This is a genomic window from Sedimenticola selenatireducens (assembly GCF_963675335.2).
Taxonomy (GTDB): Bacteria; Pseudomonadota; Gammaproteobacteria; order Chromatiales; family Chromatiaceae; genus Sedimenticola; species Sedimenticola selenatireducens.
Genome location: NZ_CAXXYC010000003.1, coordinates 1463020 through 1477149 on the forward strand (window position 1 = coordinate 1463020; position 14130 = coordinate 1477149).

Genomic DNA, 14130 nt, shown 5'->3' on the forward strand with positions numbered 1-14130 from the left:
GCGCCGAATATCGCAATTAAACCCCACACTCCTTCGAGTCGCGGGCGAATGATCAGGCAAACTGCCTGAGAAACCTCAAATCATTCTCAAAAAACAGACGTAAATCATTGATCCCATAGCGCAACATGGTGAGTCTCTCCACCCCCATACCAAAGGCGTAGCCGGTATATTTCTCGCTATCGATGCCCACGTGACGGAACACCTCGGGATGCACCATGCCGCAGCCCAGCACTTCCAGCCAGCCGGTATGACTGCAGACCCGGCACCCCTCACCGCCGCACATCACACACTCAATATCTGCTTCGGCCGAGGGCTCGGTAAATGGAAAATAGGAGGGCCGGAAACGAATCTTCAGGTCACGCTCAAAGAAGCTTTGCAGGAAATCGTAAAGCACGCCCTTCAGATCAGCGAACGAGACATTCTCATCGACCAGCAATCCCTCCACCTGGTGAAACATCGGGGTATGGGTCAGATCAGAGTCACAGCGGTAGACCCGCCCCGGCGCGATGATCTTCAGCGGCGGACCGGCATTCTCCATGGTGCGAATCTGTACCGGTGAGGTGTGAGTACGCAGCAGCAGGTGCGCATCAAAGTAGAAGGTGTCGTGCATGGCGCGCGCCGGATGATGGGCGGGAATGTTCAGCGCCTCGAAGTTATGGTAATCATCCTCGATCTCCGGCCCCTCTTCGATAGCGAATCCGGCACGGGAAAACAGCTCCTCGATCCGCTCCAGGGTCCGGGTCACCGGGTGCAGACCACCCTGCCCCATACCGCGCCCGGGCAGCGTCACATCAATCCGCTCTGAACTCAGTCGTGCGGCCAGGGCCTGCTGCTCAAGCGCACTCTTGCGCTGCTCGATCAGCCCCTGCAGTGCCTGCTTGGCCCTGTTGATGGCCTGGCCGGCCAGCGGCCGCTCCTCGGCAGGCAGCTTTCCCAGCTGTTTGAGCTGAGCCGTCAACAGACCGCTCTTGCCAAGATAGCGTACCCGCACTTCATCCAGTGCCGCCAGTTTCTCCGCGCCCGCAATCAGGCCTGTCGCCTCATCAACCAGCGTGGAAAGTTCAATATTGGATTCAGAATCCATTAATAGGGTCCTCATCTGGAATCAGCGCCAGGAACCTGCCGGACTGGACACTGCACACAAAACAAAAGGGGAAAGACCAAAAGGCCTTTCCCCTGTCGTTGTCACACTAGTGCGCCGGAACTCCCGGTCGCAATGACAAGCTATCAGCTGGAGAGACTGGCCTTGGCCTGTTCTGCCAGGGCGCTAAACGCCGGCTTGTCAAAGATGGCCAGATCGGCCAGCATCTTGCGGTCGATCTCCACACCCGCCTTCTTCAGCCCATTGATCATGCGGCTGTAAGAGAGGCCATTGGTACGGGCACCGGCATTGATGCGGGCAATCCAGAGTGCGCGAAACTGGCGCTTCTTCTGGCGACGGTCACGGTAGGCATACTGACCGGCCTTGATGACCGCCTGCTTGGCTACACGATAGATCTTGCTGCGGGCACCATAGTAACCTTTGGCCGCTTTAAGCACTTTTTTGTGTCGGGCGTGTGCTTGTACACCACGTTTTACGCGAGGCATCTGTTCAGTCTCCTATCGGGCTTAAGCGTATGGAATCATACGACGGGCTACGGCCACGTCGGCTTTGTGCAGCTGTGAAGGACAACGCAGCTGACGCTTACGCTTGGTGCTCTTTTTCGTCAGGATATGACGACGGTGGGACTGGCCACGCTTGATGGCGCCGGTACCGGTTACCTTGAACCGTTTTGCAGCGCCACGATTTGTCTTGATCTTTGGCATTACCTGTAACTCCGCTATTTAACCCGCCGACCGGGGTCGATATCCAGAACCCATGCGGTCCTGCGATGACAACCTGTCTCGATCCTTGGATCTTGATTTTAAGATACTTACTTTTTGGGACGCAGAACCATCACCATCTGCCGGCCTTCCATCTGTGGCTGCTGCTCAACTTCACCGTATTCAGACAGATCCGCCTCAACACGTTGCAGCAACTCCAGACCGAGTTCCCGATGGGCATGCTCTCGACCGCGGAACCGCATGGTTACCTTGGTCTTGTCCCCGTCATTCAGGAAACGTATCAGGTTGCGTAGTTTGACCTGATAATCCCCCTCACCAGTCCCTGGCCTGAATTTGATCTCCTTAACCTGTGCTTGCTTCTGCTTTTTCTTGGCCGCTGACTTCTGCTTTTTTGCCTCAAAAACAAATTTGCCGTAATCCATCACCCGACAGACAGGTGGTTCCGCATTGGGCTGAATCTCGACCAGATCCAGACTGCTCTCTGCGGCGACAGCCATGGCTTCATCTATTGGGACAATGCCGACCTGTTCGCCATCGGCGCCGATCAGACGGACTTCACGGACATCGATTTCATCGTTCATCCGGTTTCTTTTTGGTGCAGCGATAACTCAGTTCCTCCACAGAACCAAAGCCTACCAACACAAAAAGCACCGATAACCGGTGCTTTCAACTGGTAAGCCTTTAATTTGAACGGCGGCTGATTTCGTCCCGCATGCGCTGTGAGAAGTCTTCGATGCTCATGCTACCGAGATCTTCACCGCTGCGTGTGCGGACGGCCACTGTCCCCTCTTCCATCTCGCGGTCGCCCACCACCAACAGGTAGGGAACTTTTGCCAGAGTATGTTCGCGAATTTTAAAGCCGATCTTCTCGTTTCTCAAGTCTATTTGCACCCTGAAGCCCTGATTATCCAGGTTTTCGGACACTTTTTTCACATATTCGGCCTGCCGGTCGGTAATATCCATGATCACGGCCTGTTTCGGCGCCAGCCAGAGCGGCAGCGCACCCGCCGACTCCTCGATCAGAATTCCGATAAAACGCTCTAATGACCCGAGGATCGCCCGGTGCAGCATCACCGGCACCTGGCGGCTGTTGTCATCGGCGATATAGCTGGCATCCAGCCGTCCCGGCATGGAGAAATCGACCTGCATGGTGCCGCACTGCCAGACCCGTCCGAGGCAGTCACGCAGGGAGAAGTCGATCTTGGGGCCATAGAAGGCGCCCTCTCCAGGCTGCAACTGCCACTCCAGCTCCTTGGCGTTGAGCGCCTGCTCAAGGGCCTGTTCCGCCTTGTCCCACACCGCGTCACTGCCGACCCGCTTCTCGGGACGGGTGGAGAGGGCAATCTGGATATCGCTGAAGCCGAAATCGGCATACACCTCGAACAGGAGGTCGACAAAGGCGGAGACCTCGGACTGGATCTGGTCTTCGGTGCAGAAGATATGGGCGTCGTCCTGGACAAAGTTGCGCACCCGCATCAGACCATGCAGGGTGCCGCTCGCCTCGTTGCGGTGACAGGAACCGAATTCCGCCAAGCGCAACGGCAGCTCACGATAGCTCTTCAAGCCCTGATTGAACACCTGCACGTGACAGGGGCAGTTCATCGGCTTGATGGCGAAATCCCGCTCTTCCGAATTCGTGGTAAACATGTCGGCCCGGTACTTGTCCCAGTGGCCCGACTTCTCCCACAGGGAGCGATCGACAATCTGCGGAGTACGGATCTCCTTATAGCCGGCCTTTCTGATCTTCTCCCGGATGTACTGCTCCACTTCCCGATAGATGGTCCAGCCGTTGGGGTGCCAGAACACCATACCCGGCGCCTCTTCCTGGATATGGAACAGGTCCTGGGCCTTGCCCAGCTTGCGGTGATCGCGCTTTTCGGCCTCTTCCAGCCGGTGCAGATAGGCCTTCAGATCCTTCTTGTCACGCCAGGCGGTGCCGTATACCCGCTGCAGCATCTCGTTGTCCGAGTTGCCGCGCCAGTAGGCGCCCGCCAGCTTCATCAGCTTGAACGCCTTCAGATGCCCGGTGCCGGGTACATGGGGACCGCGACACAGGTCGGTGAAATCACCCTGGGTATAGAGCGAAAGATCCTCGTTGGCCGGAATCGACTCAATAATCTCCGCCTTGTACAACTCCCCCATGTCACGGAAGAACTTTACTGCCTCATCCCGTGACATGACCGACCTGGAAACCGGCTGATCGGCCTTGGCCAGCTCCTTCATCCGCTCTTCGATCGCCTTGAGATCCTCCGGGGTGAAGGGGCGCTCATAGGAAAAATCGTAATAAAAACCATCATCGATGGTCGGGCCGATGGTCACCTGGGCAGAGGGGAACAGCTGCTTGACCGCCTGGGCCAGCAGATGGGCAGTGGAGTGACGAATCACATCCAGGCCGTCATCGTCCCGATCTGTGATGATCGCCAGCCGGCTGTCCTGTTCAATCAGAAAGCTGGTATCCACCAGCCGGTCATCCACACGCCCGGCGAGGGCGGCCTTGGCCAGACCGGGGCCAATGGAGGCGGCGACATCGTGTACGGAAACCGGGTTATCGAAGCTCCGCTGGGAGCCGTCTGGGAGGGTAATAACAGGCATTATATTCTCTCTCTCAGTGGTGACCCATACGAGAGGCCACATGAATTACAACAGATCTTCATGATCCATGAGGGTGACGTGCAGGGCATGTCATTGTGTCAATGGCGAATGCGCCTGCCGGCCTATCCACCCTACACCAAATTTAACTCTATTGAGTTACAGGATAGGCAAAGCGCAGCGGCCTCACCAAACACTTTTGCGACCGAAGCCGCTCCCATCACCCGGAATCCAATCAGGACAAAAAAGCCTCCGTTTCAGCGGAGGCTTTTTTGGGTGTTGGTAGGCGCGATCGGATTCGAACCAACGACCCCTACCATGTCAAGGTAGTGCTCTAACCAACTGAGCTACGCGCCTGTAAAAGAGGGCGCATAATACACGCCCAACGGTCGATCATGCAAGCGGGAAACGCAAATCCCGGAAGAAAAACGGGAATGCGCTTCGGTCCGCCCAGCGGACCGGCGGGTCGGTTGACTTCCCTGGAAATAGAAGCTAAAAACCGATCTCTTTTCTGTCGGAGTGGTTTTGTGCAGCAAACACAGCGCATCTGGTACCCCCTGCCCTTCTTTCTCTGCCATCTGTTTGCGCTGCTGATCTACGGCAGCTGGCTGTTCGAACCCACCCGGGCACTCTGGAACACCCTCGACAGCGAACTTTTTTTTCTGCTGAATGGCCTGCTGGCCAACGGGGATCCGTGGCCCACCTTCTGGGCGGCTGCCAATACCAAGGCCGCCGACATAGTCACCGGGCTGGTCATGATCCTGTTCTTCTTCATATTCATCTTTACCGGACCCAAGACACTACGCATTGAACGCCTCAGCATGTTCGGCATTATGTCCGGCATGATCTTGCTGAGTCAGGATGGCGGACTGGTGGATCTCTATTCGCGGATTATCGCAGTGGTGCGGCCCAGTCCGTCACTGGTACTGGAGCCGGTCTATCGCTTGAGCGAACTGGTGCCCCATATCAAGGCCAAGGATGCCGCCTACAGCAGCTTTCCGGGTGACCATGGTATTGTCACCATGATCTGGGTCGGCTGTATCTGGTTCTTCGCCAGCTGGCGCTGGGGCGTGGCGGCGACGCTGATCGGCGCCCTGATCCTGCTGCCCCGCATGGTGGCCGGCGCTCATTGGTTGTCCGACAATATGGTGGGTTCCAGCCTGCTGGCACTGCTGATGGTGGCGTGGATTCTCTGCACCCCACTCACCTATTATCTGCAGCGCCTCGGGATCTGGGTACTCGGTTTCATACTACCGCGAAGCTGGGGAACGACCCAGCAGGCGTAAGCACTCAGGCCAGCAACCCCTTTCCCTGTAGCGACTTGATCTGGTCGCGCAGCCGGGCGGCTTCCTCGAATTCCAGGTCCCTGGCATGCTGATACATCTGCTTTTCCAGCTCCTGGATGCGCTTGGCCATCTGTTTTGGCGAGAGTGAACCGTACTCAGCCGTCTCCTCCGCCACCCTGGCATAGCGCTTGGCCGACATGGGCCCACCGGGGCGCGCCCCTTCCATGATATCGGCTACCGATTTGATGATGCTCTGGGGTGTGATGCCATGCGCCAGATTATGGGCGATCTGCTTCTCCCTTCGTCGGTTGGTCTCATCAATCGCCCGCTGCATTGAACCGGTCACCCTATCGGCATAGAGGATCGCCTTACCGTTGATATGGCGTGCGGCCCGACCGATGGTCTGGATCAGCGCACCCTCCGAACGCAGGAAGCCCTCCTTGTCGGCATCCAGGATCGCCACCAGCGAGACCTCCGGCATGTCCAGCCCTTCGCGCAACAGGTTAATCCCCACCAGCACATCAAACTCACCGAGTCGCAGATCGCGGATGATCTCCACCCGCTCCACGGTATCAATATCGGAATGCAGATAGCGCACCCGGATACCGTGGTCATGCAGGTAATCGGTCAGATCCTCTGCCATCCGTTTGGTCAGGGTGGTGACCAGTACCCGCTCCTGCACGGTGATACGCAGATTGATCTCCGAGAGCAGATCATCCACCTGGGTGCCAGCCGGTCGCACTTCCAGCTCCGGATCCACCAGACCGGTGGGGCGCACCACCTGCTCGATCACTGCACCGGAGTGCTCCAGCTCATAGTCGCGTGGCGTGGCGGAGACATAGATGGTCTGGGGTGAACGCTGCTCAAACTCCTCGAAGCGCAAGGGGCGGTTATCCAGGGCCGAGGGGAGCCGGAATCCGTACTCCACCAGGGTCTCCTTGCGTGATCGGTCACCGCGGAACATACCACCCACCTGGGGGATGGAGACATGACTCTCATCCACCACCAGCAGTGCGTTGTCCGGCAGATAGTCAAACAGGGTTGGCGGCGCCTCACCAGACTGGCGGCCGGAGAGGTAACGGGAGTAGTTCTCAATACCGGAACAGTAGCCCAGCTCCAGGATCATTTCGATATCAAAACGGGTGCGCTGCTCCAGCCGCTGTGCCTCCACCAGTTTGTTGGCCTCGCGCAGCTGCTCGAGGCGCTGCTTCAACTCCACCTTGATCTGTTCCACGGCGGCCAGCAGGGTCTCACGCGGGGTCACATAATGAGACTTGGGATAGATGGTGTAGCGAGGCACCTTGCGCAGGATCTCACCGGTAAGGGGATCGAACAGGGCAATCGACTCCACCTCGCCGTCAAACAGTTCCAGCCGCACCGCCTCTCCGTCCGATTCCGCGGGATAGATATCGATCAGCTCACCACGCACCCGGTAGGTGGCGCGGTGCAATTCCACATCGTTGCGGGTGTACTGCAACTCGGCCAGACGCCGCAGGATGGCGCGTTGATCCAGCACGTCACCGCGTACCAGGTGCAGCACCATGCTGAGATAGGAGCGCGGATCACCCAGACCGTAGATACAGGAGACCGTAGTGACAATGATGGTATCCGGTCGCTCCAGCAGCGCCTTGGTGGCGGAGAGCCGCATCTGCTCGATATGCTCGTTGATCGAGGCGTCCTTCTCAATGAAGGTATCCGAGGAGGGAACATAGGCCTCCGGTTGATAATAGTCGTAATAGGAGACGAAGTACTCCACCGAATTGTTCGGAAAAAACTCCTTCATCTCGCCATAGAGCTGGGCCGCCAGCGTCTTGTTATGCACCAGCACCAGGGTCGGACGTTGCAGCTCCTGAATCACGTTGGCAATGGTAAAGGTCTTGCCTGACCCGGTCACTCCCAGCAGGGTCAGCCCCGCCTCGCCATCCCGAAGACCTTCCAGCAGTTGGCGAATCGCCTCCGGCTGATCACCGGCGGGCTGAAAATCGGATACGAGTTGGAAGGCCTTTGTCATATCAATTACTTAAAACCGTTTAACCGCGATAGCCGCGAATAACATTTAATAGAGAGGATAGACGGGCAAATTTCTGCACCGCCATCGAAAGCAGTTCGTGATTGGCATTCCACCAGGTCGGATAAAAAGCCATTTTGCCTGTTACGCACTTCTCGCAGTTCTCCAATGCTCTCAATCGGAAAACTCCTACGGAGACTTCACGGCAATCCTATCCGTCACCCGCGCGCGCCAGGTTAAATTCCATCCTGCCGGGCGCAAAGGAATTGTGCCACAACCAGACAAAGGAGTGTCATCGTGAAATCTCATGTAAACGGGTTTACCCGCCGGTGTGACGGACTCACCCTGCTGGAGCTACTGATCACTTTAGCCATCGGCGGTATCACTCTCTCCCTCGCGATACCCGCCATGGGCGCACTCACCGGCAACAATGCGCGCTCCAGTTCAATCAATACCATGATCAGCCATATACAACTGGGGCGCAGCGAAGCGATAACCCGCGCCCGACGCACCATCCTCTGTCCCAGTCTGGACGGTCAGACTTGCAACGACAGCATTATCTGGGATCAGGGTTATATCCTGGTTGAAGACAGTAACAATAATAAAACCGTTGATTCCGACGACACCTTGCTGCGGGTATTCCAGGGCCTTAGTGACCGGATAACAGTCCACTCGACTATTCTCCGCAAGCGCATCCTGTTCAACCCACTGGGCATGTCGCCCGGCTACAACCTGACGCTCAGTTTCTGTGATCAGCAACAGGTTGTGGAACCCAAGGCGGTCATCGTCTCAAATACTGGACGACCGCGCCTGTCACAGACCAAATCCGACGGTTCACCGATTGACTGCCCCTGAAGGCAGCGTAGAGAACAAATGCCGGCCCGTGTGGCGAAATAAAACTTTTTCCCACCTACCCTTGACCCCACACGGATAGCTGATTAGTATACGCGCCTCGACACATTCCTCGGTAGCTCAGTTGGTAGAGCGGGTGACTGTTAATCACTAGGTCGGCGGTTCGAGCCCGTCCCGAGGAGCCATACAAAGAAAGGGTTAGCGGCAGTAGTAGCCACTAACCCTTTTTCTTTGCCTGTTGCTTTTTGCGGTCTCCCTAACCTGTTATTTAATAACCCTGCAAAACGAGTTACCGGTTCTCCATCATCATCCCGTTCACCAGTTATTCCCTACCCGTTGCGGCCGGTACGGCTTGCTCAGATCATAGAACCGGATACTCTCATCATCACTGCCGCTGGCAACATAACGTCCATCCGGGCTGATGCGCACTGCGGCACCGCAGAGCCGGTGTCCCTGCAACCGGCGCAACACCTTACCCGCATCGGCCGTCACCAGCCGCAGGTTGGCATCGGTATGGCGACCAAGGCTGATCAGCCGCTGGCCGTCCGGGTGATAGTCGATCGAGGTAACCGCTCCCCAGTGTTCAGTCTGCTGAACTCGCAGGCGGCCGGTGGCCAGATCCCAGTAGAAGAGCTTGTACCAGGCACCGGACGCCAGTTCCCGGTCATCCGGCGAGAAACTCAATTCCAGTGCAGTGGCGGAGGGTAAATCCAGCCGCTGGATCTCGCTGAGCGTCCGGTCCAGTAAGCGCACAGCTTGATCATCGGTGGAGAGCGCCAGTCGGTCACCCGCATGATCGCTGGCCAGTGCCACCACCCCGGAACCGAGATCCAGCTGTTTCACCGGCTCCAGACCTGGATAGGCAAAGGCCATGACCCGGCCATTCTCATATCCGGCGACCACCAGGTTGGCTTGTGTCATATAGGCGAGCGACGTCAGCCCCGGCATCGTCTCGTGTTTGCCCAACACCCGTCCCTCAGTCAGGTCTGAAATGACAATGACGCCCGCCTCATCCGCACTCAACAACTGGTCATCACCGATCCAAGCAAGTCCCCGAACCGGTGTGTTATGCCAATTAAGTCTGCTGATTGCACGACCTTCCGGTACCGACCAGACCGCCAGGTCTCCCTTGAAGCCGGCCGACGCGATACGCTCACCTTTTGGATTAAAAGCCAGTCGGGTGACACCAAACAGATGGCTGTCGGGGATATTCAGATCGGGGGGTTGCGCCGGTTCAAGTCCGGCACAGCCGCTGAGCAGCCACGTTAACAGTAAAATCAGGCCGGCGGAGATACGCATGAATAACCCGGAGTGTAATTAAGACCTCAATTATTGCCGGCCTATTATTTATGGCAACAACAGCTCAACCCATCGTCCATCAGCCAGACCATAACGCAGATCCAGATCACCATCCCCATCCAGATCAACGGTCTCCAAAGCGGTAACGATGGGACTACTATGCGCCAGTTTTCTTACCTCCTTCAACGCTCCATTTGATAAGGAAATGAGTCGGAGTTCTTGGAACCCGGTTGCAGGAACGGCCAGATCCGGGGTTCCATCGCCATTCAGGTCCACAACCGCCGATTGTCCCAATATCGGCGAGCCGATACGGTGATTTGAAAAATCGGGCATTCGATGTACCGGCTTCAGCCGGTCACCCTGGCGTTTATAGATGGTCAAAATACCGCCAATATGGGGAGTGACCACAGCCGCCAGCTCGGTAATGCCGTCCCGGTCGAAATCGCCCGTGCCGACCGGATTCATCCAGCGATGCGGCAGGCCAATAGGATCAGATTCAGCCAGGATCTCAAGCCCGTCTGGCGTGGTCTTTAAAACAACCAGTGCCGCACCCCGGTCAAGATAGCTGCGGACCAGAACAATCTCATCCACACCATCGCCATCCAGATCGGCCAGCCTTGGATAGCGGTCTTCAAATACGGAATCATTCGGAAGCATGAAGGTCTGGCGCTGACCGGAGGCGAGTTCAACCCGCACGCCCGAAGCCTCAATGTCATCCCCCAGGATGGCATGGTCATATCGGGTGGTGGGAAACACCAGCCAGGCAGAACGAACTGCACCGGTACCCACTGCCAGCACGGCATCCGGCAGTGCTTGCGGATCATCCACAGGTGGTCGCGCTGAACCTGCGGCAGCCAGGCCGTCACCCGATACATAACGTAGCTCTAGTGGCAGGGCGGGATTAATGGCGAACAATGTGCCGATAACCAGCAGAAGAATTCGGAACATCACAGACGACGCAGTTCGATCAGCTTGCCGTTGCTATCCAGAACCAGCTCAAAGCGTCCGGAAACGCCACTGGCGGTAACAAAGGGTCGAAAGTTTTTGGCCGGCAGTTGGATAGTGCGCCCATCTTCGGCCTGAACGATCACCGCGCGTGCCGCGCCCCGGTAGTAGTGAAGAAAAGTTTCCGCACTGATATTCAGTTGAAAGCGGTGGCGTACCATTACACGATTTTCATCGGTGCTGTTCCAGCCCGAAAAATATCCCATCCAGCACCAGCAGATTGGGGCTGATGGTACCCAGGATCCGCTTGTTGTCCACTACCAGCGCGCGCACCAGGTCGAAGCGGGCAAACAGGCGGGAACAGTAGCGAATATCCATCTCCGGATCGACGTAGACGGCCGGTTTGGTCATCACCTCATACACGTTAACCCGCTTGGGAGAGCGATCCAGCGCCAGCACCTGGCGGGAGATATCCGATATCAGCAGCAGGCCGTACTCATCATCCTCATGGCGCTTGTCCACCACCAGCAGCGAGGTGCGGAGCTTTTTCATCAACAGCAGCGCCTCGAAAATCGTGGCACTTCCCTCGATCAGGCCAAACTCGGTTTTCATCACGTCCCGCACACAGACACGGGGGGTGGACTCACTCATGGCGCTCTCCTCGGGGTAGTGCGATTACCTCACCATACAAACCGCCGCTCCATCCAACCCGCCTGGACAAACCTGGAGATCCGGGACGGCACAGCGACTGACATTATCATCCAACTCGCAACGTAACTCTAGGGAAGCGCTGATTAAAGCCATCCGGTGCCGCCGTAACCTCTGAATCAGCCAGAGGTTCTCCGGATTAATTCAGGCCTTCTCCGCCACCAGCATGGCCATATCCCGCCAACCACGATGGGTATCCCCCAACAGTCGCTCTTCCCGATAGACCCGGATTTTGAGCGTGGGAAACAGTTCCAGCAGCTCATTGTCATCCAGACGGAACTGTTCCGATGAGGGTCCCTCATCAGTCACCGCCGCCCGGCTGTAGGTCTGATAATAAAGCAGGCCACCCGGTTTCAGCGCCGCCGCAATGGCCGGCGCCAGCCCGCGCTCAAGAAAAAAACTGACCAGGATAAGATCAAAGGTCCGGGGCTCCGGTGGAGAGGCAATCACATCCCTGACGGCCGCTTGTACAACCAGCCCCTCTTCCACTGCCGCCCTGTCCAATCGACTGATGGCCACCGGGGAGAGATCCCAGGCCGTTACCGCCAGCCCAGCCGCCGCCAAGTAGAGCGCGTTGGCCCCGCGACCGCAGGCCAGATCCAGTGCCCGGCATCCGGGGGCGGCCAGATGAATGTTCTGCTCCAGCACTGTCGCCACACGCCCCAGGGTTTCCGCCTCGGCGTGTCGGCGATTCCACATCTCAAGCAGTCTGTTCTCTCTCGCCACTTTAGTTAGTCAGTCCCGCTTCCAGATCGCGCTGGATGTCTTCAATATCCTCCAGCCCGACCGCGATGCGGATCAGGCCCTCTTTGATACCGGACAACTCCTTCTCCTCATCCGTCAACCGGCCATGGGTGGTGGATGCCGGGTGGGTAATGGTGCTCTTGGTATCACCCAGATTGGCGGTAATGGAGATCATCCGGGTGGCGTCGATCAGTCGCCACGCCTGCTCCCGCCCCCCCTTCACCACAAAGGAGAGCATGCCACCGGCCGCCTTCTGCTGGCGCTGCGCCAGTGCATACTGTGGATGGCTCTGCAGACCGGGATAATACACCTGATCAACCGCTTCCTGCCCCTCCAGCCAGCGCGCCAGCTGCAGGGCATTTTCCGAATGGGCCCGCATGCGCAGTTGCAGGGTTTCCAGGCCCTTCAGAAATACCCAGGCGTTGAACGGGCTCATGGTCGGCCCGGCGGTGCGTAAAAATCCAAACACCTCTTCACCGACCAGTTTGGCATCACCGACCACCGCACCACCGACACAGCGACCCTGCCCGTCCAGATACTTGGTGGCGGAGTGGATGACGATATCCGCACCCAGTGCCAGCGGCTGTTGCAGGGCCGGGGTACAGAAACAGTTATCGACCACGAGCAGCAATCCCCTGGCGTGTGCCAGATCTGCCAGGGCGGCGATATCACCCAGTTCGGTAATCGGATTGGACGGGGTCTCGGCATACAGTATGCGGGTCTCGGGGCGGATAGCCGCCTCCCAGGCAGAAAGATCGCTCAGCGGCACAAAGCTGGTGCTGATACCCACCTTCGCCAGAAACTTGTTGAACAGCACGTTGGTGGTACCGAAGATACTGCGGGAAGAGACAATATGATCACCCGCCTTCAACAACGCCATGCAGGTGGCCAGGATTGCCGACATGCCGGACGCGGTGGCCACGCAGGCCTCGCCCCCCTCCAGGGCTGCCAGACGCTGCTCGAAGCAGGCCACGGTGGGATTGGTGAAGCGCGAGTAGATATTACCCGGTTCGTCGCCACTGAAACGGGCGGCCGCCTCGGCGGCACTCTGAAAGACAAAACTGGAAGTGGTGAATATCGGCTCCGAGTGCTCTCCCTCCGCGGTCCGGATGTGGCCCGCCCTGATCGCCCGGGTTGCCAAGCCCCAGTCATCATACGCTTCTGTCATTTGGGAATACCTTTGCTTGAATAAAATCCCGGGCATAAAAAAACCCGCCTGGCTGCACAGCCAAAGCAGGTGTTCCTCGCTTTAGCCGCATTTCTATAGCGCCCGCAATCTGAGATAAATCGGCGCTTCGGTTAAGACTAGGTCGGCAACGGCAGTATTGTCAAGCGATTGTGCATACCCGGGGTCACTCGAACAGTTTGAGATACTCACCATACCCTTCCGCCTCAAGCGACGCTTTCGGAATGAACCGGAGGGATGCCGAGTTGATGCAGTAGCGCAGTCCGGTCGGCGCCGGTCCATCGGGAAACAGATGGCCCAGATGGGAATTTCCCTCACGGCTGCGTACCTCGGTGCGTTCCATGAACAGTTTTCTGTCTTTGCGCTCAACAATCCGCGCCTGATCCACCGGCCGGGAAAAACTGGGCCAACCGGTACCGGAGTCAAACTTGTCCCGGGAAGAGAACAGCGGCTCACCACTGACCACGTCCACATACAGTCCTTCCCGCTTCTCATCCCAGAACTCATTCTGGAATGGCCGCTCGGTCCCTTCCTGCTGGGTCACCTGATACTGCAGTTCTGTCAGCCTTTCGCGCAGGTCTTCATCCGTAGGGTGCTGAAAGGCCGGCGCTTCTTTTGACGGGTTTTCACTGGACATGCTGCCCTCCTGATAGTCATAACAGCTATAGCTTAAAAACAGAACAATACAA

At 57.5% G+C, this 14130-nt stretch carries 15 protein-coding genes and 2 tRNA genes; 3 read left to right on the plus strand and 14 right to left on the minus strand.

The annotated features are described in order from the left end of the window. Positions 1 to 52 precede the first annotated feature (52 nt). The 6 genes from pheS to ACHZBF_RS10485 all read right to left on the minus strand — a co-directional run bounded on the left by pheS (position 53) and on the right by ACHZBF_RS10485 (position 4770). On the minus strand, positions 53 to 1084 hold the full coding sequence (gene pheS / locus ACHZBF_RS10460) for a phenylalanine--tRNA ligase subunit alpha (RefSeq protein ID WP_029132685.1): 1032 nt from the start codon (positions 1082 to 1084) through the stop codon (positions 53 to 55). A 143-nt stretch (positions 1085 to 1227) separates the two neighbouring features. Next, complete coding sequence (gene rplT, locus ACHZBF_RS10465; RefSeq protein WP_029132684.1) at positions 1228 to 1587, minus strand: 50S ribosomal protein L20; 360 nt, start codon at positions 1585 to 1587, stop codon at positions 1228 to 1230. Positions 1588 to 1608: 21 nt separating this feature from the next. Further along, on the minus strand, positions 1609 to 1806 hold the full coding sequence (gene rpmI / locus ACHZBF_RS10470; RefSeq protein WP_029132683.1) for a 50S ribosomal protein L35: 198 nt from the start codon (positions 1804 to 1806) through the stop codon (positions 1609 to 1611). Between the two features lie 107 nt (positions 1807 to 1913). Beyond that, entirely contained in the window at positions 1914 to 2405 is a 492-nt protein-coding gene (infC, locus tag ACHZBF_RS10475; RefSeq protein ID WP_051301890.1) for a translation initiation factor IF-3, read from the minus strand. A 100-nt stretch (positions 2406 to 2505) separates the two neighbouring features. Then, positions 2506 to 4416 (minus strand): threonine--tRNA ligase, encoded by a 1911-nt coding sequence (gene thrS, locus ACHZBF_RS10480; RefSeq protein ID WP_321528379.1) that lies wholly within the window; start codon positions 4414 to 4416, stop codon positions 2506 to 2508. Positions 4417 to 4693: 277 nt separating this feature from the next. Then, positions 4694 to 4770, minus strand: a tRNA-Val gene (locus ACHZBF_RS10485). A gap of 170 nt (positions 4771 to 4940) precedes the next feature. Between ACHZBF_RS10485 and ACHZBF_RS10490 the strand changes: the two genes are divergently transcribed. Further along, positions 4941 to 5699, plus strand: coding sequence for a phosphatase PAP2 family protein (locus ACHZBF_RS10490; RefSeq protein ID WP_273437370.1), 759 nt, complete (start codon positions 4941 to 4943; stop codon positions 5697 to 5699). 4 nt (positions 5700 to 5703) lie between these two features. On the opposite strand, the gene uvrB is transcribed toward ACHZBF_RS10490, so the two are convergent. Then, a complete protein-coding gene (uvrB, locus tag ACHZBF_RS10495) occupies positions 5704 to 7710 on the minus strand; it encodes an excinuclease ABC subunit UvrB (protein WP_273437369.1) in 2007 nt (668 codons plus the stop codon). A 294-nt stretch (positions 7711 to 8004) separates the two neighbouring features. Here uvrB and ACHZBF_RS10500 point away from each other — a divergent pair, with 294 nt between their 5' ends. Next, a complete protein-coding gene (locus ACHZBF_RS10500; protein WP_029132678.1) occupies positions 8005 to 8562 on the plus strand; it encodes a GspH/FimT family pseudopilin in 558 nt (185 codons plus the stop codon). A gap of 106 nt (positions 8563 to 8668) precedes the next feature. Then, a tRNA-Asn gene (locus tag ACHZBF_RS10505) sits at positions 8669 to 8744 on the plus strand. Positions 8745 to 8874: 130 nt separating this feature from the next. On the opposite strand, the gene ACHZBF_RS10510 is transcribed toward ACHZBF_RS10505, so the two are convergent. The 7 genes from ACHZBF_RS10510 to msrB all read right to left on the minus strand — a co-directional run bounded on the left by ACHZBF_RS10510 (position 8875) and on the right by msrB (position 14078). Next, positions 8875 to 9858, minus strand: coding sequence for a WD40 repeat domain-containing protein (locus ACHZBF_RS10510; RefSeq protein WP_321528380.1), 984 nt, complete (start codon positions 9856 to 9858; stop codon positions 8875 to 8877). Between the two features lie 48 nt (positions 9859 to 9906). Continuing rightward, on the minus strand, positions 9907 to 10806 hold the full coding sequence (locus ACHZBF_RS10515) for an FG-GAP repeat domain-containing protein (RefSeq protein ID WP_321528381.1): 900 nt from the start codon (positions 10804 to 10806) through the stop codon (positions 9907 to 9909). Next, on the minus strand, positions 10806 to 11024 hold the full coding sequence (locus ACHZBF_RS10520; RefSeq protein WP_321528382.1) for a DUF2835 domain-containing protein: 219 nt from the start codon (positions 11022 to 11024) through the stop codon (positions 10806 to 10808). Before ACHZBF_RS10520 ends, ACHZBF_RS10515 begins: the two co-directional genes overlap by 1 nt. A 10-nt stretch (positions 11025 to 11034) precedes the next feature. Further along, entirely contained in the window at positions 11035 to 11454 is a 420-nt protein-coding gene (locus ACHZBF_RS10525; RefSeq protein WP_321528383.1) for a CBS domain-containing protein, read from the minus strand. A 201-nt stretch (positions 11455 to 11655) separates the two neighbouring features. Further along, positions 11656 to 12237 (minus strand): class I SAM-dependent methyltransferase, encoded by a 582-nt coding sequence (locus ACHZBF_RS10530; RefSeq protein WP_321528384.1) that lies wholly within the window; start codon positions 12235 to 12237, stop codon positions 11656 to 11658. 1 nt (position 12238) lies between these two features. Next, positions 12239 to 13423: an O-succinylhomoserine sulfhydrylase gene (locus tag ACHZBF_RS10535; protein ID WP_321528385.1), complete on the minus strand. Its 1185-nt coding sequence runs from the start codon at positions 13421 to 13423 to the stop codon at positions 12239 to 12241. A gap of 184 nt (positions 13424 to 13607) precedes the next feature. Next, positions 13608 to 14078 carry a peptide-methionine (R)-S-oxide reductase MsrB gene (msrB, locus tag ACHZBF_RS10540; protein WP_321528386.1) on the minus strand — a complete coding sequence of 157 codons (471 nt, stop codon included), beginning with the start codon at positions 14076 to 14078 and terminating at the stop codon, positions 13608 to 13610. Between the last annotated feature and the right edge of the window lie 52 nt (positions 14079 to 14130).

What these genes read in the sequence shown, in the direction of transcription:
- pheS (WP_029132685.1), bottom strand. Translation starts at nt 1,084, where the DNA reads ATGGATTCTGAATCCAATATTGAACTTTCCACGCTGGTTGATGAGGCG.
- rplT (WP_029132684.1), bottom strand. Translation starts at nt 1,587, where the DNA reads ATGCCTCGCGTAAAACGTGGTGTACAAGCACACGCCCGACACAAAAAA.
- rpmI (WP_029132683.1), bottom strand. Translation starts at nt 1,806, where the DNA reads ATGCCAAAGATCAAGACAAATCGTGGCGCTGCAAAACGGTTCAAGGTA.
- infC (WP_051301890.1), bottom strand. Translation starts at nt 2,405, where the DNA reads ATGAACGATGAAATCGATGTCCGTGAAGTCCGTCTGATCGGCGCCGAT.
- thrS (WP_321528379.1), bottom strand. Translation starts at nt 4,416, where the DNA reads ATGCCTGTTATTACCCTCCCAGACGGCTCCCAGCGGAGCTTCGATAAC.
- uvrB (WP_273437369.1), bottom strand. Translation starts at nt 7,710, where the DNA reads ATGACAAAGGCCTTCCAACTCGTATCCGATTTTCAGCCCGCCGGTGAT.
- ACHZBF_RS10510 (WP_321528380.1), bottom strand. Translation starts at nt 9,858, where the DNA reads ATGCGTATCTCCGCCGGCCTGATTTTACTGTTAACGTGGCTGCTCAGC.
- ACHZBF_RS10515 (WP_321528381.1), bottom strand. Translation starts at nt 10,806, where the DNA reads ATGTTCCGAATTCTTCTGCTGGTTATCGGCACATTGTTCGCCATTAAT.
- ACHZBF_RS10520 (WP_321528382.1), bottom strand. Translation starts at nt 11,024, where the DNA reads ATGGTACGCCACCGCTTTCAACTGAATATCAGTGCGGAAACTTTTCTT.
- ACHZBF_RS10525 (WP_321528383.1), bottom strand. Translation starts at nt 11,454, where the DNA reads ATGAGTGAGTCCACCCCCCGTGTCTGTGTGCGGGACGTGATGAAAACC.
- ACHZBF_RS10535 (WP_321528385.1), bottom strand. Translation starts at nt 13,423, where the DNA reads ATGACAGAAGCGTATGATGACTGGGGCTTGGCAACCCGGGCGATCAGG.
- msrB (WP_321528386.1), bottom strand. Translation starts at nt 14,078, where the DNA reads ATGTCCAGTGAAAACCCGTCAAAAGAAGCGCCGGCCTTTCAGCACCCT.